The organism is Aestuariivita boseongensis (assembly GCF_001262635.1).
GTDB classification, from domain to species: domain Bacteria; phylum Pseudomonadota; class Alphaproteobacteria; order Rhodobacterales; family Rhodobacteraceae; genus Aestuariivita; species Aestuariivita boseongensis.
In genome coordinates this window covers 37877-60102 of sequence record NZ_JXYH01000007.1, presented here as the reverse complement: position 1 = coordinate 60102, position 22226 = coordinate 37877, and the positions used below count along the sequence as shown (strand labels likewise).

Annotated in this window: 20 protein-coding genes; 5 read left to right on the top strand and 15 right to left on the bottom strand. The window is 62.1% G+C overall.

What is annotated here, in order from left to right; translation table 11 throughout:
- The first annotated feature begins 3 nt into the window (after nucleotides 1-3).
- The 3 genes from TR61_RS04610 to hflX all read left to right on the top strand — a co-directional run bounded on the left by TR61_RS04610 (nucleotide 4) and on the right by hflX (nucleotide 3213).
- Nucleotides 4-1539, top strand: a complete 1536-nt coding sequence (locus TR61_RS04610; protein WP_050928458.1) for a TrkH family potassium uptake protein — start codon at nucleotides 4-6, stop codon at nucleotides 1537-1539.
- A 154-nt stretch (nucleotides 1540-1693) separates the two neighbouring features.
- Entirely contained in the window at nucleotides 1694-1933 is a 240-nt protein-coding gene (hfq, locus tag TR61_RS04605) for an RNA chaperone Hfq (protein ID WP_008204623.1), read from the top strand.
- Nucleotides 1933-3213, top strand: a complete 1281-nt coding sequence (hflX, locus tag TR61_RS04600; protein WP_050928455.1) for a GTPase HflX — start codon at nucleotides 1933-1935, stop codon at nucleotides 3211-3213. The genes hfq and hflX overlap by 1 nt, the downstream gene beginning before the upstream one ends.
- Before the next feature lie 70 nt (nucleotides 3214-3283).
- Here the strand turns inward: hflX and TR61_RS04595 are convergent, their stop codons facing one another.
- Nucleotides 3284-5749 carry a penicillin acylase family protein gene (locus TR61_RS04595; RefSeq protein ID WP_050928453.1) on the bottom strand — a complete coding sequence of 822 codons (2466 nt, stop codon included), beginning with the start codon at nucleotides 5747-5749 and terminating at the stop codon, nucleotides 3284-3286.
- An 83-nt stretch (nucleotides 5750-5832) separates the two neighbouring features.
- On the opposite strand from TR61_RS04595, the gene TR61_RS04590 reads away from it, so the two are divergent.
- Nucleotides 5833-6705 (top strand): NAD(P)-dependent oxidoreductase, encoded by an 873-nt coding sequence (locus TR61_RS04590; RefSeq protein ID WP_050928451.1) that lies wholly within the window; start codon nucleotides 5833-5835, stop codon nucleotides 6703-6705.
- Between the two features lie 60 nt (nucleotides 6706-6765).
- Here the strand turns inward: TR61_RS04590 and TR61_RS04585 are convergent, their stop codons facing one another.
- The 3 genes from TR61_RS04585 to TR61_RS04575 are packed head-to-tail and all read right to left on the bottom strand — an operon-like array spanning nucleotide 6766 to nucleotide 10044.
- A complete protein-coding gene (locus TR61_RS04585; RefSeq protein ID WP_050928449.1) occupies nucleotides 6766-7467 on the bottom strand; it encodes an arylmalonate decarboxylase in 702 nt (233 codons plus the stop codon).
- Entirely contained in the window at nucleotides 7464-8330 is an 867-nt protein-coding gene (locus tag TR61_RS04580) for an NAD(P)-dependent oxidoreductase (RefSeq protein ID WP_050928447.1), read from the bottom strand. The genes TR61_RS04585 and TR61_RS04580 overlap by 4 nt, the downstream gene beginning before the upstream one ends.
- Nucleotides 8323-10044 (bottom strand): dihydroxy-acid dehydratase, encoded by a 1722-nt coding sequence (locus tag TR61_RS04575; protein ID WP_050928444.1) that lies wholly within the window; start codon nucleotides 10042-10044, stop codon nucleotides 8323-8325. The genes TR61_RS04580 and TR61_RS04575 overlap by 8 nt, the downstream gene beginning before the upstream one ends.
- A gap of 76 nt (nucleotides 10045-10120) precedes the next feature.
- On the opposite strand from TR61_RS04575, the gene TR61_RS04570 reads away from it, so the two are divergent.
- Nucleotides 10121-10879, top strand: a complete 759-nt coding sequence (locus tag TR61_RS04570) for a 2-keto-4-pentenoate hydratase (RefSeq protein ID WP_172676932.1) — start codon at nucleotides 10121-10123, stop codon at nucleotides 10877-10879.
- Between the two features lie 64 nt (nucleotides 10880-10943).
- Here the strand turns inward: TR61_RS04570 and TR61_RS04565 are convergent, their stop codons facing one another.
- The 11 genes from TR61_RS04565 to TR61_RS04515 all read right to left on the bottom strand — a co-directional run bounded on the left by TR61_RS04565 (nucleotide 10944) and on the right by TR61_RS04515 (nucleotide 22206).
- Entirely contained in the window at nucleotides 10944-12236 is a 1293-nt protein-coding gene (locus TR61_RS04565; protein ID WP_050928440.1) for a TRAP transporter large permease, read from the bottom strand.
- Nucleotide 12237: 1 nt separating this feature from the next.
- Nucleotides 12238-12759: a TRAP transporter small permease gene (locus TR61_RS04560; RefSeq protein ID WP_050928438.1), complete on the bottom strand. Its 522-nt coding sequence runs from the start codon at nucleotides 12757-12759 to the stop codon at nucleotides 12238-12240.
- A gap of 6 nt (nucleotides 12760-12765) precedes the next feature.
- Nucleotides 12766-13794: a TRAP transporter substrate-binding protein gene (locus TR61_RS04555; protein WP_050928436.1), complete on the bottom strand. Its 1029-nt coding sequence runs from the start codon at nucleotides 13792-13794 to the stop codon at nucleotides 12766-12768.
- 117 nt (nucleotides 13795-13911) lie between these two features.
- On the bottom strand, nucleotides 13912-14628 hold the full coding sequence (locus TR61_RS04550; RefSeq protein WP_050928434.1) for an SDR family NAD(P)-dependent oxidoreductase: 717 nt from the start codon (nucleotides 14626-14628) through the stop codon (nucleotides 13912-13914).
- Nucleotides 14625-15398, bottom strand: coding sequence for a cyclase family protein (locus TR61_RS04545; protein WP_050928432.1), 774 nt, complete (start codon nucleotides 15396-15398; stop codon nucleotides 14625-14627). The genes TR61_RS04550 and TR61_RS04545 overlap by 4 nt, the downstream gene beginning before the upstream one ends.
- Entirely contained in the window at nucleotides 15395-16648 is a 1254-nt protein-coding gene (locus TR61_RS04540; RefSeq protein WP_050928428.1) for an SDR family NAD(P)-dependent oxidoreductase, read from the bottom strand. Before TR61_RS04540 ends, TR61_RS04545 begins: the two co-directional genes overlap by 4 nt.
- Nucleotides 16645-17814, bottom strand: coding sequence for a thiolase family protein (locus TR61_RS04535; protein WP_050928425.1), 1170 nt, complete (start codon nucleotides 17812-17814; stop codon nucleotides 16645-16647). The genes TR61_RS04540 and TR61_RS04535 overlap by 4 nt, the downstream gene beginning before the upstream one ends.
- Nucleotides 17814-19436, bottom strand: coding sequence for an AMP-binding protein (locus TR61_RS04530; RefSeq protein WP_216595361.1), 1623 nt, complete (start codon nucleotides 19434-19436; stop codon nucleotides 17814-17816). The genes TR61_RS04535 and TR61_RS04530 overlap by 1 nt, the downstream gene beginning before the upstream one ends.
- A complete protein-coding gene (locus tag TR61_RS04525) occupies nucleotides 19433-19915 on the bottom strand; it encodes an aromatic-ring-hydroxylating dioxygenase subunit beta (RefSeq protein ID WP_050928423.1) in 483 nt (160 codons plus the stop codon). Before TR61_RS04525 ends, TR61_RS04530 begins: the two co-directional genes overlap by 4 nt.
- The gene (locus TR61_RS04520; RefSeq protein ID WP_050928422.1) at nucleotides 19912-21246 is read right to left on the bottom strand and encodes an aromatic ring-hydroxylating dioxygenase subunit alpha; all 1335 of its coding nucleotides are present in this window, start codon (nucleotides 21244-21246) and stop codon (nucleotides 19912-19914) included. Before TR61_RS04520 ends, TR61_RS04525 begins: the two co-directional genes overlap by 4 nt.
- 21 nt (nucleotides 21247-21267) lie before the next feature.
- A complete protein-coding gene (locus tag TR61_RS04515; RefSeq protein WP_050928419.1) occupies nucleotides 21268-22206 on the bottom strand; it encodes a PDR/VanB family oxidoreductase in 939 nt (312 codons plus the stop codon).
- Nucleotides 22207-22226: the final 20 nt, after the last annotated feature.

Here is a 22226-nt window from a genome sequence, read left to right as displayed (position 1 = left end):
CGCATGGCGCGGCGCAGGCAAAACTTCGGGTTCTGGGGTGGGCAGCCGCTTTTCGTGCTGCTGTTGGCGATTTCGTCCCTGTCCATGTATCTGCCAGCCGTCCATGCGCTGATCCGTGACGATCACCCCACATCGCGATCGTTCTTCTATGCCGGAACGCTGGGCCTGATCACGGTGACGATGCTGGCCATCGTGCTGTCGGCGCGCAAATCACGCCATGGCAGCTTTGGGCAGTTGATGTCGCTTCTGGCCGGATTTGTCTTCATGCCGCTTCTGCTGGCCATACCGTTTCACGACGCATTGGGCACGACACGGTTTCTGAATGCCTATCTTGACATGGTGGGCGCACTGACGACCACGGGTTTGGATGTTTTCAATGATCCCAGCAGGTTGAACGACACTCTTCACCTTTGGCGCGCGCAGGTTGCGTGGATGGGCGGGCTGATGATGTGGATTGCGGCCTCGGCCATTCTAGCGCCCCTGTCGCTGGGTGGGTTCGAGGTGACAACACGCGGCCAACCCGGTCGGTCCAACGCGGAAACGCGGGGGCTGGATACGGCTGATCCTCGTCAGCGGCTGTTCCGATCCACCCGTGCGCTGGTGCCTATTTATGTGGGGCTGACACTGGTGTTGTGGATCTCGCTTCTGGTGTCCGGCGACAGGCCTTTGGTGGCGCTGTGTCATGCGATGGCGGTGATGGCCACAAGCGGTATGTCCCCGTTGGGCGGGACCGAAGGCGCTCAAGCTGGTCTTCCTGGTGAGATGGTGATGGCTCTGTTCATGTTTTTTGCGCTGTCCCGTCTGGCCTTTTCCAATGACACCGTGACCAAGGGCAATGCGCGTCTGGATCGCGATCCGGAGTTTCGGATCGGCATTCTTCTGACAATCGCCGTGCCCCTGCTTTTGTTTCTGCGCCATTGGCTGGGGGCATATGATGTCAACATGGCCGAGGACGGCGCGCAGGCCCTGCGCGCGTTGTGGGGGAGCGTCTTCACGGTTCTGTCTTTCCTGACAACCACAGGATTCGTCAGCGCCGACTGGGACCAGACGCAAACCTGGTCGGGGTTGAATACGCCCGGGCTGATCCTGATGGGGCTGGCCTTGATCGGCGGCGGGGTGGCCACGACGGCGGGCGGGGTCAAGTTGCTGCGGGTTTATGTGCTCTATCTCAATGGCCTGCGCGAGATGGAACGGCTGATTCATCCGTCTTCGGTTGGAAACGAGGGGGCCGAACGCCGGCGCATCCACCGCAACGGGGCGTTTATCGCCTGGATCTTCTTCATGCTTTTCGCGCTGAGCCTGACCGCGATCACCTTGCTTCTGACGCTGTCGGGCGTGGGTTTCGAGGATGCCGTGCTGCTGAGTGTTGCAACCTTGTCGACCACCGGACCGCTGGTGGAGGTGGCCGCCGAAACCCCCATTGACCTGCTTGAGATGGGCGATAGCGCGAAACTGGTTCTTGCGGCCGCGATGGTTCTGGGCCGGTTCGAGGCTTTGGCGATCATCGCACTGGTCAGCGCCGACACCTGGCGGCGATAAACCGCGCGCGATTGCCCGAAGAAAAGGCGCTTTCGCAATTGGGTCCGTAACGGACTGTTTTTTGGGGTGGAATCTCGGACCGGGCCACGACATACTCGCACCACGAACGTGCCGATGCGCGGTGCGTTGCAAGAATAATGGCGAGTATTTCAAAATGGCTTCGGACAGACAGAACCTGCAGGACGCCTTCCTGAACCATGTGCGCAAGACCAAGGTTCCGGTCACCATTTTTTTGATCAATGGTGTGAAGCTGCAAGGTGTCATTACCTGGTTTGACAATTTCTGCGTGCTTTTGCGGCGCGACGGGCAGTCTCAGCTTGTGTATAAGCATGCGATTTCCACGATCATGCCGGCACAACCCATCTCTCTTTACGAGGGCGAAGACGCCTCTTGATGGAACATGAGCGGAGCCGCACCCGCGCGTGGGTGTTGCACCCCGATATCCGCAGTGATCCAGATCGCCGGGACCCTGTTCCGGCGCTGGAAGAAGGCGTGTCTCTGGCGCGCGCCTTGCCCGATCTGGTTGTGATCGGGCAGGGAATCGTGCGCCTGGACCGCGCGCAGGCGGGGTATCTGTTTGGCTCGGGCAAGATTGATGAGCTGAAAGAGGTCTTTTCTGAGAACGAGATCGAGCTGGTTCTGATCGACGGTCCGGTCACGCCCGTGCAGCAGCGCAATCTGGAAAAGCGCTGGAAGGTCAAAATCCTGGACCGGACCGGTTTGATTCTGGAGATTTTCAGTGATCGCGCGCGCACGCGCGAAGGCGTGCTGCAGGTGGAAATGGCCGCGCTCAGCTATCAGCGGACGCGGCTCGTGCGCGCCTGGACCCACCTGGAACGCCAGCGCGGCGGTTTGGGTTTTGTCGGCGGCCCCGGTGAGACGCAGATCGAAGCGGACCGAAGGGCGATCGACGAACAGTTGGTGCGTCTGCGCCGTCAGCTCGACAAGGTGGTCAAAACCCGCGAGTTGCACCGCAAGGCGCGCGCCAAGGTGCCGTATCCGATTGTCGCGCTGGTGGGCTATACCAACGCGGGCAAATCGACGCTTTTCAACCGGCTGACCGGGGCGGAGGTGATGGCGAAAGATATGCTTTTCGCCACGCTTGACCCCACTATGCGCCGGGTGGAATTGCCCGACGGGCCCGAGGTGATCCTGTCGGACACGGTGGGTTTCATCAGCGATTTGCCGACCCAGCTGGTCGCCGCCTTCCGCGCCACGCTGGAAGAGGTGCTGGCGGCTGATCTGATCCTGCATGTGCGCGACATCAGCCATGCCGACACCGCCGCCCAGGCCGAAGATGTGGAGGCGATTCTGGCCGATCTGGGGATTGATGAGACCCGGCCCCGGTTGGAGGTCTGGAACAAGATCGACCTTCTGCCGGAAGAGGCGCGGGAGGGGATGCTGGCCCGCGCATCACGCGAAGACGGGATCTTCGCGATATCGGCCATCGACGGGACCGGGCTGCCTGCGCTGCTTGAGGCCATCGCGGCCCATCTTCAGGGGGTGCGGCGCGAAGAGTTGGTGGATCTGGATTTCGCGGAAGGCCGCAAACGCGCCTGGCTTTTCGATCAGGATGTGGTGCAGGAAGAAGTGCAGGATGAAACGGGGTTTCACCTGACCGTTTTGTGGTCTGACAAGCAGAAAGCGCAGTTTGCGGCTTTGAACGGGCGGTAGCGGAAACTTGGAAGTTTCCGGGCCGGAATTTTGCAAAATTCCGGTACACGGCCCTAAAGGGGGGCTTCCCTTACTCGGCTGGTTCCAGCACTGTCACACCAACTGCCCCGGCGCGGGCCAGGTCGATATCCAGGCTCATCGGAATGTATTCCCCACGCCGCCAGAGCTGCGCCAGATCGTCATAGTGGCGTGACAGGAAATGCCCGGACTGGCCGGTCGAGGTGATGAAGACCGAACTGTCGGGATCGGCAAAATCATAGACCCCGCGATATCCCGCCCCATGCACATTGAAGAACGGGTCGGGATCCTTGCCCGAACTCAGGCCCCGTTGCAGCGTGTTGTCCCCGCCCGAGGTCGATTGCCGGATATTCACGAAGTACCGCAGCAGCGGCACTTCTCCCAGTGTCGGGTGATCATGGGTGGCCTGATGCGCATCGCCCCAACGCAGGGATTCCAGTTGAGTGCCGTATCGCTCACCGATCCAGACCAACGCGTCATCCAGCGCCAGGCGCGCCATGTCGGTGCAGGTTTCGACCGGTGCGCTTTGCAGCACGTCACACCAGGCCGATGCACCGTCAATGTCACGATAGACACGTTCGATGAACAAAGGCTCGACATGGGTGAATTCGTCCGCCAGCGGCCCCAATTCGTCGCGGATCAGCCGGTCCTGAAGCGCGCGCAGCCAGGCGGCATAGATCAGTGGTTCGGGCAGGTGTTCGTTCATCTCGCCGTTCCAGTCGGCCAGAAGTTGCAGCGCGCGCTGGCGCTGGCGTTCGGGCGTGCCTGCTGGGGCGGCCTCTCCTGTGAACCACAGATCGGCGCCGACCAGCGGCAGAAGTGACCGCGCGGTGAAGGAGACAGGATCCAACTGCGCCTCGATAAAGCTGTCGCGGGTGTGAACTTCCCGCGATTGCATCAGGCGCTGCCAGCGGTTCACCCGCTGCGTATCGCCCCATTCATAGGACAGGTGATTGGGGAAGGGGCGTTCCACAATCTTGTTGTTGGTATTGCCCAGGATGCCCCCACGCGGGTTGATGAATTCGGGGTTGGACGCATAGGGCATCCGCCCCTCCCAACGGTTTTCCGCACGCCATCCCTGTGAGGGAAACCGACCCCGGCTTTGATGCGCGGCATTGCGGCGCGGCACATGGCCCATGAGCTTCAGCCCGATATTCTCGCGATCGGCCAGGGTGATCATCTGGGCCGGGGCCACGAACAGCTCGGACCGCGCGATGGCTTCCTGCACCGTGTCCGAACGCATGATGCCCATGGCGGCAGTCAGGCTTGTGTCCTGTCCGTTCAGAACGGTCCAGGCCAGAGAGGCCACATGCCCCGGCGGCGTGATCGTGCCCAACGCATAGGTGCTGGGCGGCAGAACGGGGCCATTTTCGGTCCAGCGCAGGGTGATTGTGACCGGGCTGGCATCGGCAATTTCGATAATGCTTTGGCGGGTGCGGAAGGGTTTGTACCCGTCGGGAGTGAGGTATTCTTCCGGATTTTCCGGGTTCAGCCGTTCGATATAGACGTCCTGATCGTCGATATAGGACGAGGTCAGCCCCCAGCCCAGCCGATCGCTGCGCCCCATCATCACGGCCGGTACGCCGGGAACCGTGCCGCCGATCACATCGCCGTTTTGCAGGCGCAGGCGCGCCAGGTACCACACGGCGGGCGCGGAAAAGCCCAGGTGCGGATCGCTGGCCAGAAGCGTGCCGCCGGCGGCTGAACGGTCGGGCGCGGCGGCAAAGGCGTTCGACGCCCCGGCCAATTCATGCGGGTTGAAGGGCGACAGCGGGTGATCGGGCATGGGGCTGGCCTGGGCAAAGCGGGGCAGCCCGGGGAACAGATCGGCATATTCCGGCAGCGCGGCGATGCCGGTGCCTGGTGCATCGGGCAGGATATCGGGCAGGCGGTCCTGGTCGGGCAGGGCCAGCGCGGTGCGGGCGCGCAGCACCTCGGCCTCAAGATGGCCTGCAAGCTGGACGCCCAGCAGTTTGATCACCGCAAGGGAATCGGCCGGCACCCAGGGCGCGACAGGGGCGTTGAAAAAGAACATCTCGGGCGCGCCGCGTCCCAGCGCGTCGCGGTTGATCTCTTCCAGCCGGGCGTTGACGCCCGCAGCATAGGCGTCCAACGCTCGTTTGGTATAGGCGTCCTGCGCCTCGACCGATTGCTGGGCCAGACGATAGAGATCGAAGCGCCGCATCAGCGTGTCGATCCGCTGGGTACGCGCGCCAAAGACCTCCGACAGGCGGCCCTGCACGGTGCGGCGCAGCATCGTCATTTGCCACAGTCGGTCCTGCGCATGGGCATATCCCAGCCCGAAGAAGCTTTCTTCGTCGGTCGCACCCAGAATATGGGGCACATTGGCATTGTCGCGCACGATTTCCACCGGGTTGGTCAGACCGGTGACCGGGATACGCTTGTCATAATCGGGCAACGACCCGGAGGCGAAATAATAGGCCAGGAAAACAGCCGCCATCGCCAGGAGGATCGCGCCCCCTGTCAGCCGGATCAGCCATTTGAAAACCTGGCGCATAAGCGCTCCTTTGATTTGACGTTGCCTGCGTGCCTGTTAGGTACAGCGCATTGGTAAGACAAGTGCATACGGGGAGAAAGCACATGGCGAAAGTGGCGTTTCTGGGTTTGGGTGTGATGGGCTATCCGATGGCGGGCCATCTTCAGGCCGCGGGCCATGAGGTGACCGTCTATAACCGCACGGGCGCGAAGGCCGAGGCCTGGGTCGCCCAGCACGGCGGCGCGATGGCGACGACACCGCGCGAGGCGGCCGAGGGGGCCGAGTTTGTGATGGCCTGCGTGGGCAATGACGATGACTTGCGGTCGGTCTGCCTGGGCGATGATGGCGCCTTCGCCGGAATGACAAGCGGTGCGATCTTTGTTGATCACACCACGGTGTCCGCCAAGGTCACGGCCGAGTTGTATGCGGCTGGTCAGGAGATCGGTGTGTCTTTCGTCGATGCGCCCGTGTCCGGCGGTCAGGCGGGGGCCGAAAATGGCCAACTGGTGGTGATGTGCGGTGGCGATGCCGACGCCTATGCCAAGGCCGAGCCGGTGATTGAGGCCTTTGCCAAGAAATGCGTGCGCCTGGGGGAAAGCGGCGCCGGGCAGCTGACCAAGATGGTCAACCAGATCTGTATCGCAGGTCTTGTTCAGGGCCTGTCCGAAGGGCTGCATTTCGCACAGAAAGCGGGGCTGGATGGCCGCGCGGTCGTCGATGTGATCGGCGGCGGAGCTGCAGGCAGCTGGCAGATGGTCAATCGGTACGAGACAATGCTGGACGACAAATGGGATCACGGATTTGCCGTGGACTGGATGCGCAAGGATCTGGGGATTTGTCTGTCGACCGCCGATGAGGTGGGGGCCAGCCTGCCTGTGACGGCTCTGGTCGATCAGTTCTACAAGGATGTCCAGAAGATGGGCGGCGGGCGCTGGGATACATCGAGCCTGTTCAAGCGGCTGATGGAAGCGGGATAAGCCGGGGGCCGGAAACTGACCCAGTTTCCGGCTCGGAATTTTTGGAAAATTCCGCGCGGCTCAAAGCTCGAACAAACGACCATATCCCCGGGCGCGGCCGGGATGGCCGCTCAGGCGGACGGCACCCCAGGCCCCGGCCGTGGCCGAGCTGATGACCGGCACGCCCAAAGCATCCTCCAGCGGTGTGATCACCGGCAATGTCCGCAGGCCCCCGCAGGAGATAAACAGCGCCTCTGCCTCTGGTGCGGCTTTGGCGGCACGTTTGCCCAGGGTAATCAGATCGGCGTCACCCACCGACTGGATGGTTTTCACATCCGTCAGGCTAAGCGCCTCAAGCGACAGAATCTCCAACCCTTCGGCGCCCAGATAGCTGCGCAGCCGGTCATTGACCACGTCGGTATAGGCCGTGGCAACCGCGATGCGTTTCGCGCCGAATGCGGCCAGCGCCTCCAGCACGGAATCGGTCATCGTGGTGACGGGCAGGGCGGTTGCCTCCCGCATCGCCGCCAGCACCTGCGCATTGCCTTCCGGCCCGCGATAGAAGCTGAGCGATGTGCCCATCAGGGATACGGCGTCGGCCCCTTCGTCTTTCAGCTGCCGCGCCAGATCGGCCACGTGATCGATCACGGAATCGTAGCCTTCAGGCGTCAGTTCCGGCAGCGCGAGACCGCGCGCGATGAAACGCAGATCGGGGTAAAGCACCGGCGGTTCCGGCGGGACTGCGCCATCTGCGGGCGGAACGATCATGCCGATGGTCGTCATGATTTCAGCGGCAGGATGATGGTCGAGATGTCGTGTTCCGCATGGCCCATATCAGCGGCCTGCCGCATCAATGCGCGGGCGGATGTGGTCATCGGCAGGGGTGCGCGGCCCTCTGCGACCTGGGCCACGGTGTCGAGGTCTTTCAGCATCATCGCCACCGTGCCCAGCGGGTTTTCGAAATTCTCGACCGCCATGCGTGGGGCCAGAAGCTGAAACGGCTTGCTGTCGGCAAACCCGCCCGCCAACGCCTCGGTGAGGCGGGTGGCGTCCACTCCGGCCGCACGGGCGAAATTCACCGCCTCGGCCGTCAGCGCCATGATGCCGCCGGACAGGATCTGGTTCACCAGCTTGGTCATCTGACCCGCCCCTGCAGGCCCCATATGGGTCACTTGGCTGGCCAGCGCGTCCATCAGGGGGAGTGCGGTGGCAAAGTCTTCCTCGGTTCCGCCGGCCATGATCGTCAGCGTGCCTGCGGTGGCCGCGGGCGTACCGCCTGAGACGGGCGCATCGACCCAGCCCATGCCATTGGCGGCGCGCAGACGCTCGCCATAGGTCTTGGTCAACTCCGGATCCATCGAGGAGAAATCGACCAGAAGCTTCGGCCCGGTCACCGACGCGATCCCGTCATCGCCGAAGACAACGGCCTCGACCGCGGTGGCATTGGTCAGGCACATCATCACCACATCGCAGTCACGCGCCAGATCGGCAGGGGTTGCCGCTTGTGTCGCACCGGCCTCAACCGCCGGCGCAGCCTTGTCGGCTGAGCGGTTCCAGACGGTCACGTCATGCCCGGCCCTGATCAGGTTCATCACCATGGGCAGACCCATCAGCCCGGTGCCGAGATATCCGATACGCTTAGCCATTGTCGGGCTCCTCGAACGGCCATTCGGCACTGCCGGAATGGGTGATTGCGCCATAATAGGCGCTTTGAACAGCGTTCGCGTATTTCTCCATCGCGCCGGCGAGCTTGCGTGGCGGGCGTTCGGCCAAAGCAGCGCGGCGTTGGGCCAGGGTGGCTTCATCCACCAGAAGGTCGATCGCGCGCACGCCTTCGGTCGTGTCGATGCGGATCGGATCGCCGGTTTCCACCAGCGCCAGCGGACCGCCGGCGCCCGCCTCGGGTGACAGATACCCGATACACATCCCCCGTGTCGCGCCCGAGAAGCGGCCATCGGTGACCAGCGCCACCTTTTCGCCCATGCCCTGACCATAGATCACGGCGGTGGGCCCCAGCATCTCGCGCATGCCGGGTCCACCCTTGGGCCCTTCGTTGCGGATGATCAGCACGTCGCCCTCGCCATAGCCGCGCTTGCGGATGACGGCCATCGCCTCTTCCTCGCTGTCAAAGACCCGCGCGGGGCCCTCATGCACACGCCGTTTCAGGCCCGCGACCTTGATGAAGGCGCCTTCGGGGGCCAGCGATCCCTTGATCACGATCACCCCGCCCGAGCTGTCGATGGCGTTCGATACCGGCCGGATCGCATCGCCATCGGGGGCGGGCGCGTCCCGCGTGGCCTCTTCCAGCGTCTCGCCGGTCAGGGTCAGCGTGTCGCCATGCATATGACCGCTGGCGATCAGTTCCTTCACGATCATCGGAACCCCACCCAGCCGGTGCACATCCAGCGCGTAATACTGCCCGCCGGGGCGCAGGTTGCCGATCAGCGGCGTGCGTTCAAAGACTGCGCCCACATCGTCCATGGTAAAGGGAATGCCGGCCTCGTTCGCGATGGCGCATAGATGCATGCCTGCATTGGTCGACCCGCCGGTGGCCGCGATGATCGCGCAGGCATTCTCAAGGCTCTTGCGGGTGACCAGATCGCGCGGCAAAGGCCCGCCTTTTTCAAGGATATCCATAACGATATGCCCCGCCTTGCGCCCCACGGCCGCGCGCTGGGAATAGACCGCGGGGATCAGCGCGGTGCCCAAAGGCGTGATCCCCAGAACTTCGGCCACCATACCCATGGTATTTGCCGTGAACTGGCCGGGGCAGGAACCGACCGTGGGCATCGCCGCGCGTTCCATCTCGTCCAGCTCTTCCTGGCTCAGATCCCCGGTCATCACCGCGCCTGCGCCCTCATAGGTGTCGAGAATGGAAATGACCTTGCCCTTGTACATCCCCGGCAGGGTCGATCCGCCATAGATAAAGACCGACGGTGCGTTCATCCGCACCATGCCCATGATCATCGCAGGCAGGTTCTTGTCGCAACCACCATAGCCGATGATCCCGTCATAGGCATGCCCACGCATCAGAAGCTCGACCGAATCCGCGATCAGTTCGCGCGACATCAGCGAGGCCTTCATCCCCTGATGGTTCATGCTCAGCCCGTCTGAGACGGAAATCGTCGTGCTTTCGCGCGGGGTGCCCCCGGCCTCCTGCACGCCTCGATAGGCATGCATGGCCTGGTCGCGCAGGCCCATGTTGCAGGGCGATGTCTCCGATTGCGTGGACACAACGCAGATCATGGGCCTTGAGATCGCGTCATCATCCAGACCCTGTCCGCGCATGAAGGCGCGGTGGGGGACGCGGTCCAGCCCGTCGGTGGTGATGCGGGAGCGGAGTTTTTTCGGATCAGGCATGGCGGGCTCCGTTTAAGTCATGGATTTTGCAGGCGCGCTTTGGCAGGCTGCGCGCAGAAAAAGGGGAGTGGTTTTCATGGATCAAGACTGGGTGACACGCACGGCCAGCGCTCGTGCCTCGGTGGGCACTTTCGACTTGCCGGGCGAGATGAGCACCGACGATGCGTACAGGCTGCAAGACGCCTATGTGGCGGCGGTGGGCAAGCCTGTTGGCGGATACAAGCTGGCCATCAATGGCGCGGCGCAGATGGCCCATTTCGGGGTAAGCGAGGGGGCCTCGGCTCGTGTTTTCGCCGACGAGATTTACCGGGACGGTGTTGCGCTGCCACAGGTGGGTTTCGAATCCGTCTGCGTGGAGCCGGAGCTGTGTGCCGTTCTGAGCGATCACGTTGCGGGAACCGGGCCGGTCGACCGCGCCGGCGCGATTGCCTGTATCGACCGGTTTCATGCCGCAATCGAGTTGATCGACCAGCGGGGATACGCGGTCCCGCAGCTGACATTGCAGCAGGCCATCGGGTTGAATGTTTTTAACGCAGGCATCGTGATGGGCGCGGCTTCGGTCACGCCGGAAGAACTTGATGCGGATGCGATCCGCACCACGCTGGCGCTGGACGGGGAGCTTGTGGCCGATGTCACCGGCGCCTATCCGCAGGAACCGATCGAGGCGGTGCAATGGCTGATCAACCAATGTGTTGCACGCGGAGTCCCGCTTGAGCCTGGGATGGTCGTCATGTGCGGCACACATGTGCCGATCCGGCTTTTGGAAGATCACGTCCGCCAGGTCGAGATCACGATGTCGGGCCTGGGATCGGTTGGATTTTCCCTGACCGATTGAGACCTGAACAATTGAGCCCGCCCGGCTCAGACGGCCGGGCGGAATGTTCGAGGGGATTGTCGCGCTAGACCACAAAACTCGGTAGCCAGAGCGATAGTGCCGGGATCGACACGATCAGTGCCAGACGCACCAGATCGGCACACCAGAATGGTGTAACCCCTTTGAAGATCGTGCCTGTCTTCACATCCGGCAACACGCCGCGTAACACAAAGACGTTCAGACCCACGGGCGGGGTGATCAGGCTGATTTCGGTCACCACAACGACGACGATGCCGAACCAGATCGGATCATAGCCCAGGTCGCGCACCAGCGGGAAGAAGATCGGCACCGTCAGCAGGATCATCGACAGCGATTCAAACACGCAGCCCAGCACCACATAGATCGCAAGGATCGCCAGGATCACCAGCCAGGGTGTGTCGGCAAATTGCTGGGCAAAGCCCAACAGAGCCTGCGGAAAATCGGTGTAATTGATGAAATTCGCAAACAGCAGCGCACCGATCAGCACGGTGAACAGCATCGCGGTGGTCTCGACGCTTTCCACCAGAACTTCCCACAGCACCTGCCATGTCAGCGCACCCCGGAACAGCGCGAAGAGGAATGCGCCGAAGGCGCCGATCCCTGCCGCCTCGGTCGGTGAGAAGACACCGCCATAGATGCCGCCCATCACGATGCCGAACAGAACGATGACACCCCAGACGCTGCGCAGCGCGCGCCAACGCTCGGACCAGTCCTGGCGTTCGCCTGCGGGTCCGGCCTCGGGCCGGCGCCAGATGACATAACGGACCGCACCCAGATACAGCAGCACGCCCAGAAGGCCCGGGATCAGACCTGCCGCGAACAGCTTGCCGATGCTTTGCTGGGTGAGAATGCCATAGATCACCAGGATCACCGATGGCGGGATCAGAATGCCCAACGTGCCGCCAGCGGCGATGGAGCCCGTGGCCAGCGTGTCGGAATAATTGAACCGCCGCATCGATGGCATCGCAACCTTCGACATCGTGGCCGCAGTGGCCAGCGAAGACCCGCAGATTGCCGAAAACCCGCCGCAGGCCACAACAGTGGCCATGGCCAGACCGCCCTTGCGGTGACCCAGAAAGGCGTTCGAGGCGTTGTAAAGCTCGGCCGCAAGCCGCGCGCGGGCGACGAAATTGCCCATCAGCACGAAAAGCGGCACCACCGACAATTCGTAATTGATGGCCGCGTCATAGGCCGTCTGGCCCACGTTATACATCGCGCCAATGGGGTTGAGCACATAGGCCATGCCCAGAAACCCGACAAGGATCATCACCATCGCGATGGGAATGCGCATGAAGGCAAGGATCAGAAGGGCCGCAAGGCCAATCAGGGCTTCGGTCATATCAGGCTGTTCCGCGCGTTTTCATGCCCACAAGCGAGGTCCAGGCGTTCACAAGCGCCGCCAGCGTGGCAATCGCGCACAGCACGGCCATCCCCAGACCAAAGGGCCAGATCAAAAGAAGAAGTTCGTCCGTGACCGTTTCATAATACCGGTCTTCAAGGCCTTTCACCGCCAGCCGCCAGGTCACAAGCCCAAGCGCAACGGCGCTGATCAGGTTAACGACCACGCCCTGTATGCGGGCCAGCCCGTCAGGGATGAAGGCATCCAGCAGGTCGACCGTAACGTGCGTTTCGCGCAGCACCGTCAGGGGCAGGGCGCAAAAGATGATCGCGGGCATCATCAGCGAGATGATCTCGTAAGCCGCCGGCAAAGGCGCCAGAAACACATAGCGGCCGATGACGTCGATGAAGGTCAAAAGCATCATGCCGAACAGCACGAGACAGGCGATCCCGGCCAGAACCTTGCTGGCCGGGGTCAGGCCGCGGATATGCACCGCGGACCCATGTGTGGAAGATGACTCCATCCCGGATTACATCGCTGCGGCTTTTTCAGCCTCGGCCTTGAAGAAGTCGATGACTTCCTGACCGTCCAGACCGAATTCCTTGGACGCTTCAATGTAGTCCGCTGTGAACTGTTCGTTCAGCTCCATCAAAGCGGCCTTCAACTCGTCCGAGGCTTCGACGATGGTGTTTCCGGCTTCCGTGGCGGCTTTGAGACCCGCTGCGTTGATCGTGTCCCAGCCAGCGCCGGCCAGCGCGGCGAATGCTTCGCCCGAGAACTTGTCAATGACCGCTTTGTCTTCATCCGACAGGCTGTCATAGGTGCGCTTGTTCATCACCAGATAGTGGGAAGAGTTGTACCAGCCGCCCGGCATCGTGGTGGTGTAGGGCACCAGTTCGGTGATTTTGAACGAGGGCAGGGATTCGAACGGGAAGGTGATCCCGTCAGCAATGCCCGAGCTCAGGATTTCGAACGATTTGGGCGCGGGCTGACGGATCGACACGCCGCCCCAGGCTTCGACCATGGCCAGGGGGATCGGGCCGCCGGTCCGGAACTTCTGACCTTCGAAATCAGACGGCTTGATCATGGTCATCTTCGAATGGTGAACCTGACCGGGGCCGTGCAGGTTCACACCGATCAGGTGCACACCTTTGTAGAGGTCCATATCGCTCATGAACTTGTCATGGGTGCGCTGGAACGCGATCGAGGTGGCCTCGGCGCTGTCACCCAGCATCGGGAATTCACCGAAAAGGTAGGGCGTGAACTGGTTGCGCGAATAGCCGTGCACCGAAAACGCCACATCGGCCTGGCCGGTGCGGATCGCGTCCAGATGCGCGGGCGGGGAGGCGACCGGCTTTGGCAGGCGTTTGAACTTGATGCGGCCTTCGGATTCAGCCTCGATCGCTTCCATCCACGGGATATAGATCGCCTCGTTCACCGGGTGCGACCAGGGCAGCCAGCTGGAATAGGTCAGCTCGACCTCGGCGCGCGCGACGCCTGCGGTCATGGCCAGCGCAGTCACACCGGCGGCTGTTGCGGTTATCAGTTTGTGAAACATGATCAGTCTCCCTGTTAAGTCTCTGTTGGTTTGGTGTTTTATTCTTCTTTGTACGCCTACCGTGGCATAGCGCCGTTTCTCGTCAAGCATTCATTCGTGTCTTCATCTTCCGGTTGTTCACAATTGAAGCGTCCCTACGCTGGCCCCGCCGCAGACATAAAGGGTCTGCCCGGTGACAAAGCTGTTTTCCGGGTCGCAAAAGAACAAAAACGCGTTCGAGATGTCGCGCGGCTCCCCAAGGCGGCCCACTGGCAGGCGTTTGGCCAACTCGGCCTCGCGGTCGCTGCCTTTCGGTATGATGTCCCAGAAATTGTCGGTGCGCACGGGGCCGGGGGCCACCACATTGACCGTGATCCCGTGGGGCGCCAGTTCCAGCGCCCAGGTGCGCGCCATGCCGATGATCCCAGCCTTGGTCGCGGAATAGGCGGTGCGGGTGGGCACGCCGAGTGCAGCGCGCGACCCGTTGAACAGCACGCGGCCAAAGCGATTGGCTTTCATTGCTGGCAGGAACCCTTGCAGCAGCGTCAAGGGGGCCGACAGGTGTATCTGCGTCAGTCCGGCCAGGTCGTCGGGCGTGGCATCTTCGATCAGGTTCGGCCAGATGATGCCCGCGTTATGGATGAAATGGGTGACGTTGTACTTTTCAGCGATCTCGCTGGCGGCCTGCGCGGCGGCGTCCGCATCAAGAAGGTCGGCCAGAACATTGATAACGTTTGGATTATCCGACGGGTTCCGCGCAATATTGATGACGGTGTAATGGCGCGCCAGCAACCGTTCGGCCAGATCGCCGCCAATACCCTTGTTGGCCCCGGTGATGACAGCCGTCAGGTTCATGTTTCCACCATCGCGAGAACGCGCAGCGGACTGCCGGTCCCGTTCTTGATTTTCAAGGGGGCGGCCATCAGCACCGCGCCGGTGGGGGGCAGTTTGTCCAGATTGGTCAGGCATTGCAGGCCGTATTTGCCTGCCCCGTGCAGAATGAAATGCGCGGGATATGGCGGTGACAGATGCATCCCTTGGCCCGCGTCCGTGCCCACGCATTCGGTGCCAAAGCCGACGATATCGCGTTCCTCGATCAGGTGGCGGATCGCGTCCGGCGCGGGGCCGGGGGAATGGGGGCCGTCTTCCTTCATGTTGAGATAGGCCGCGCCCTTGCGTTTTGACCAGTCGGTGCGCATCAGCACCCAGGCGCCTTTCGGGATCTCACCATGTTCGGCCTCCCAGGCGCGGATATGGTCGGGCGTCATCAGGAAATCATCGTCCTGTGCCGTTTCGGCCGAACAGTCTATGACGCAAACCGGGCCCACGAATTTTTCGGGCGGGATCTCATCAACCGATCCCAAAGGCACATCCCGCCCCGAAATCCAGTGCGAGGGTGCGTCGAAATGGGTGCCCGTGTGTTCCGACATGGAGATATTGTGCCACTTCCACGCAGGGCCGCGGTGGTCATAGGCGCTGACCTCCTCCATCCGGAACCGCGCGCATTGGCCGAATTCGGGCGGCAAGATGATCACCGGGAAATCCGGGTCCAGCGTGTGGGTCAGGTCGATCACGTCGATCTTGCCTGCGCTGAGCGCAGTGGCCAGTTGGGTCAACGCGCTCATGCCATATCCCCCGCCATGGTGCGTTCGCGCTCCAACACTTTGGGATCGCGGCGGAACCGTTCATGCAGATCCTTCGCCACATCGCCGCAATAGACATCCTCCAACCCGCGCTGCAGACCGTCCACGATGGATTTCGCCAAGGCGCCATGGGTGACCTTGGGCGGGGGCAAGGGCTGATACCAGGCATCCTCCGTCGGGCCGGTAAAGACGTTCATCACGCGCAGACCAGCGCCCCGGAATTCAGCGCGCAAGGATTGGCTCAGCGCAAAGGCCGCCGCATTTGAGGCGTTGAAACAGCCATAGGCAGGCGCGTTCGACAGCGCCTCCACACTCAGCACATTCACCCAGGCCGCAGCCGAATTTACTCCGTCTGACGCCCGCGCGCACATGCCCGGCCCGAAGGCCTGCGCCAGACGCATCAGGCCTAGGTAATTCACCTCGATCTCTTCTTTGGCAAAAGCGGTATCGCCCCGCTCCAGCACGCCACCGGGGCGCATGAAGCGGGCGTTGTTGATCAGGATATCGGTCTTGCCGCCATATTCGCCTGCCAGTTTCTGTACCGATGCGGTATCGGTCAGATCCAGCGGCTGCAGATCCACGCCCATCTCCTCCAGCGCGGCGCGTCCGGGATAGGGCCGCCAGGTCTCTGCTTCGCCCACAAAGATCATCGCAGCGCCCGCGTCTTTCAACGCTTTGACCAAAGCCGGCGTGCCGGGATGGCGCGCATCGGTGATCAGCACGCGGCGATGTTTCGGGTCTGCCGTCATCTGGCGCAATTGCGGGTCATCTTCCATCAGGGGCGTTCTTTCTTGCGGGACCGCCAGCAGGGTCGCTTGCCCTGCGCGGTCAAGGAGGTTCCAGAGCGTCACCCGCGAACGCGGCGCGCAATCGCCATGCACATGGCAGATGATCACCGGGCCCGCGTCCAACTTCACCGACCCGGTGCGCCACGGGCTGCGTTCCCGGAAATAGAGGTTGGTCGATGTGCGGATCGTCGTCTCGGCCAGCAATTCGCCGTCGGGCGAAACGTCCGTCCACGGCATATCGGTCGACAGGCAGTTCTGACAGGCATCACGCGGCGGGTATTGCACCGTCTGACACTCTGCACAGACCTGCAGCGCGAACCGCCCCTCTGCGGCGGCAGCCTGCAAGCCCAAGGATGCCCGCGAGCGCATTTCCGGCGGCCGCGTCGGGCTGACAGTGCGCTTTTGCGGGTTCTTCTTGGGGGGCGGTTGGAGGGGCGTTGTCATGCGGCCTCCAAAATCGCGGCCGAGGTGCACAGACCCCGGTCATAATTGATCATGCCGAAGCCCGACACCAGCGCCTTCTTAGCATCCTTAACCTGCGTTGGCCCGGCTTGCCCGGTGACCTGCCGGATCGCCTCGACCAGACCAATAAACCCGCCCGCAGCCCCGGCTTGGCCCGCCGACAGTTGCCCGCCATTGGTGTTATGCGGGAAATCGCCGGTGATGGTCATATCCTTGTCGCGCAGGAAATCGGGGCCTTCGCCTTTGCCGCAAAATCCCAGATCCTCGATCTGCATCATCGAGATCACGGGGTAATCGTCATAGGTCTGCACCAGATCCATATCCGTAGGCGCAGCCTGGGCCATGCCATAAAGCTCATCCAGATCAACGGTCCACCCGCCGCGCAGCTGGATCGGGTCTTCGGCATGGGCGTTGTGCCGTTCGATGGCCGATCCGATCCGGGCGAAGGGCAGGTCGCGACGGACCGCCTCATCCTCGGTCATCACCAGAAAGGCCTCCGACCCCGCCACCGGCATCACGCAATCAAAAAGCGCGATGGGGTCGGCGATGGGCCGGGCGTTCATGTAATCCTCTAGCGTCAGAGGTTTCTTCATGATCGCACCGGGATAATTCAGCGCATTGGCGCGTTGGGCCACGCAGATGCGGCCGAAATCCTCTCGCGTGGCGTTGAACTCCGTCATGTAACGATCTGTGAGAAGGGCGAAATTCGCGTTCGGCCCGCCATAGCCGTAAGGATAGGACGCATCCATCGCAAAGCGCGAAAAGGACGACAGCATCCGGCGAAAACTGTCGATATGGTTTGTGTCGCCTGCCACGCAGGCCACGATATCGGAATCCCCCGCCTGCACCGCCCGCGCGGCCCGCCGCAAGGCCACAACGCCAGACGCCCCACCCATCGGGATCATATCCAGCCAGCGGGGCGAAAGGCCCAGATGCTGGGTCAGACCCACGGGTGTGTCTGGGAACAGCGTGAAGGAGGACACTGAAAACCCATCGAGCTCCTTCGGCGTCAGTTTCGCGGCCTTCAGCGTCTCACGCAAGGCGGTGGCAATCCACCAATGCGCTGTGTCCACCGAATAACGCTGATAGGGGATCGAGACCGGGCAGGCCAGCACGACACCGTCATAGCTCTGCCTGCGCCGCCCCATCACGCCACCTGCCGTTTCTTCAGATGGGTGACGTCGAAGGCGCGGCCCTCGGCCAACAGATCGGCGGCCATCTGTTTCAGCTTGGCCCGCTGGATCTTTTGCGTGGGCGTCAGGGGCAGGGCATCGACGAAGGCGATATATCCCGGCACTTTGTAATAGGCCATCTGCTCCAGCGCCCAATCGGTGATCGCGCGGGCCGTGTCCGCATCGCCACCTTCGACGCAGAGACAGGCAAAAACCTCATCGCCCCGAATCGGATCGGGTACGGGGGCGACGCCTGCGGCGGTGATATCGGGGTGCTTCATCAACACCGATTCCACGTCCACAGCGGCGATATTCTCCCCCGACCGACGGATGACGTTCTTCTTGCGGTCGACGAAGAACACACGCCCCTCCGCATCGCGGCGCACGATGTCGCCTGTATGGAACCAGCCGTCTTCCCAAGCTTCAAGAGTGGCCGCTTGATCCTTGTAGTAATGAGAGAAAAAACCTTCGCGCGGGCGCTCACCAGCGCGCCGCACCAAAAGCTCACCCTGTTCATCCGGCCCCGCGTCAGCGCCTGCATCGGTGACGATCCGCAGCTCCATCTCCGGCCCCGGCACGCCCAATGACGAATGCCCGATCAACCGATCCGGTGCGTTGTTGGTGATCGCCGTCGCCAGCCCCGTTTCGGTCATCGCCCAGCCTTCACACAGCGGAAAGCCGAACCGTTCCTCAAACGGCCCGTGCAGCTTCGGATCGACCCCGGCACCAAAGCCGAACCGCACGAAATGCGCGCGGTCCTGATCCGTCGGCTCCATCTTCATCAAGATCGACGGCATCACGCCCAGGTAATGCAAACAAGTCGCTTTCGACGCGCGCACATCCTCCCACCACGTCTTCGGGTGGAACCGGTCCAGCACGGTCAGGCACCCGCCCACCGACAGCATGCCCATAAAGCTCGCCGCCATAGCGTTCATGTGGAACACCGGCAGGGGCGTGATCATGCGCTCGCCCTCATCGGTCAGTTCCGCAATCCCGCCCAGATCGCGGTACCAATCGCCCGCCATCAGGAAATAGGTGTTCGACAGCACGCAACCCTTGGGCTTGCCCGTCGTCCCGGAGGTATAAAGCACCGCCGCCTCACGCGCGGCCCCCTCCAACGCCTCGGCAACAACCGACGAAGGCCGAGGTGGCGGCGGGGTGTCGGCTTCCGTAATCACGGGTATGGCAAGCCCCGCCGCCTGTGCCGCTGCCCGTAGCTCCTCCTGCCGGGCGGCGACTGTCACGATAAGGGCCGGTTCGGAATGGCCCACAAGATATTCCAATTCCGATGCGCGCAGATCGGGGTTGATGGGAACAACGGACAGGCCCAACCGGTTCAGCGCAAGCCATGTGAGGAAGAAAACGGGGCGGTTTTCCAACAGCATCGCCACCCGCATGCCAGGCAAATATCCAGCATCTGCAAAGGCTTCTGCCATATAGCTGATCTTGGCCTCTGCCGCGCCATAGGTGATCTCGCCCGCATCGATGCCATAGACATCCGCCGTGCCCGGCAACACGTTCAGCATCGGCCGTTCCGGCCAGCGCCGTGCGGCTGACAGGAACGCGTCGTGGATCGAGGGCAGATCGGTCAACATCATGGCAGCAACTGGATATTCCCAAAGGCCGCATCGCAGTTCAGCAGATCGACGCGTTTATTGGCGATGCGGATCGCGCCGTCCACGGTGGTCAGCTCATGCGTTGCGGTGATGGCCAGCAATTGCTGCTCATCCAGCCGGGTTTCCACATAATGCATCGCGGTGTTCGTCACGAAGCGGTTCGCATCAACGTCATATTCATCGACAAAAGGCCGGTTCAGCACGTGATGGCACCGGCTTTTGGGTTTCTGGCTGAAGGTGCGTTCGCCTTCCAACCGCTCCACCCGTAGCCGCAGCATGAAGTTGTCTTCGTAGAGGAACGATGTCGTGGTCAGCGGATCCTCCTGTTTGTAATCCAAGGGCATCCAGTAGTGGCCTTCCGGCATCCACAGGGCCAGCCAGTCGTTGAACCGCCCCTCATCCAGCATCCGCGCTTCGGCATAGATGAAGTCGATCAGGTCGTCTTTGCTGGGCGCGCTCATTCCGCGGCCTCCGCCTGTGCCGGGGCAGGTTCCTCGTGCATGAACTTGGCCCAGGCGTGGAACTGGTTGCGCATCTGCCGTTCGGTCGTGCCGTTTTCCACCGCCTCTTCGTCAAAATCCTCGTCCGGGTCGTAAAGGCGCTGGATATTCACCCATTCCAGCCCGTCGGTCATCAACCCTTCCTGTGCGCGCTCGTACATTTCCAGATCGTCATGGCCGACGATCGAGGTTGGCGCATTGATCATCCGATTATACATGGCCGACCGCGCTGTCAGTTCTTTGGGCGCGCCAACGGGGTGGTAAACGTATGATTCCACGAGGCATTTGTTTGCACCCAGCGGGATGAAGTTGCGCAGCTGACCCAAAGGCGCCTTCACCATGATGTTGGGGAAATAGACTGTGTTATGGCGGTTTTCGTCCAGGATCGCCTTGGCCCGCTCCTCCCCATAAGCCTCTTTCATCGCTTCGAAATAGCCGGGGATCGCGTCGTAATCGGAATGGATCGAGCCCTTCACGCCGGTATGCCCATGGCCATTGGGCCATGTGCGGATGCCGATGTCTTCGAAAAACTCATAGGCCGACATGAAGGGCGCAATGATCTGCATCGCGGCGGGGCGGGGTTCGGGGTTGCCCATCTCCTCCCATAGCCGCACAGCCGTGCCCGCGCTGGATTCATGGGCCACCATCGGGTGGCAGGTGTCGGTCTGGTTTTCGACCAGCATCTTCCAGTTGCACTGATGCATGTATCTGAGCGGCGGGCCGGCCACCTGCATCCGCCCTTCGGGAGAGCGGTCGACCATATTGTCGATGCTCGATAGGCTGTCGCCGAAGAAATCCTCGAAACCGATGCCGTTTTCGGCCAGTCGGGCAAAGATAAAGCCGCGATAGTTCTTCACCGCGCCCACCGATTTCATGCCCTGACCGTTCTCCGTCTCGCTGAGCGAGGTGTCCTGGTAGCCCTTCTTCAGAGGGATCGCCAAAAGGCAGCCATTCGTCTTGAACGACCACGCGTGATAGGGGCAGCGGAAGAACTTGCCGGTGTTGCCCTGCCGGTCAATCGCGATCTTGGTGCCCTTGTGGGGGCAGCGGTTATAGAGGACGTAGATCTCCCCATCCGAATGGCGTACCTGAATGACCGGCTGATCACCCACCTGCGTGGTAAAGTAATCGCCCTTGTTCGGCGTCTGGCTTTCGTGGCCCACAAACACCCAGGTGTTGCGGAAGAGGTATTTCATCTCCAGCCGGTATACTTCTTCACTGGTGTATATGTCGCGGTGGACCTGATGGCCCTGCACAAGGTCTCGGGCAGTTTCAACGGTATAAGCGGGCATGGGCTGGCTCCTTCTTTTCCGTTAGAGATCAAGAACTAATCGGTCGGACTTCGCGCGGCTGACGCAGATCTGCATGACCGTGTTCGAGGCTTTCTCGGCATCCGACAGCACCACGTCGCGGTGATCGGGCACGCCGCTGATCACGTCCGTTTGACAGATGCCGCAATCGCCGCGCTGGCAGTCATACATCAGATCCATACCGGCTTCTTCCAGCACCTCGATAATCGTTTTGCCGGGCGGGATGGTATAGACCTCTCCGCTGTCGTGGATTTCGACCTCGAACGCAGTGTCGCCCTCGGCCTCGGCCGTAGAGGTGAACAGCTCGATATGAATGCGATCTTCGGGCAGACCTGCCTTCACCGCCTCGGCCCGCGCGGCGTCGATCATGCCTTTGGGGCCACAGATATAAAGATGTGTGCCGGGTGCCAGATCGCCCATCAGCGCGGGCAGGTCCAGCGGGTCGGTATCGTCGTAAAAGCGTCGCGCGCCAAGCTGATCTGCCGCCTTGTCGCCAAAGCCCATCACCTCGGCAGACCGCGCCGCGAAGACGAAATCATATGGCCGCCCCGCCGCTTGCAGCGCCGTCGCCATGGAAATCATGGGCGTCACCCCGATCCCGCCTGCCAGCAGAAGGGCCGGGCCGTCGTGGTCGCGCAGTTCGAAATCGTTCTTGGGGCCTTCGGCCGTGATGGTGTCGCCAGTTTTCAGGCTGTGCATCGCCTTCGATCCGCCGTCACCGTCATCCTCGCGCTGAACGGCGATGACATAGGGGCCCGCGCGGTCCTCACCGGGCCAATCGATCAGCGAATAGGACCGCGTGCCGACATCCCCCAGATCAAAGGCCAGATGCGCACCGGCGGTATACCCGGGCAGATCACCGCCCTCTGCCGAGGTCAGTTCAAAGACCCGGATGCGGTCGGTTTCATCATGGATCGCCGTGACGACCAGCGATTGTTGCATTGGGAAACTCCCCCTGTTGC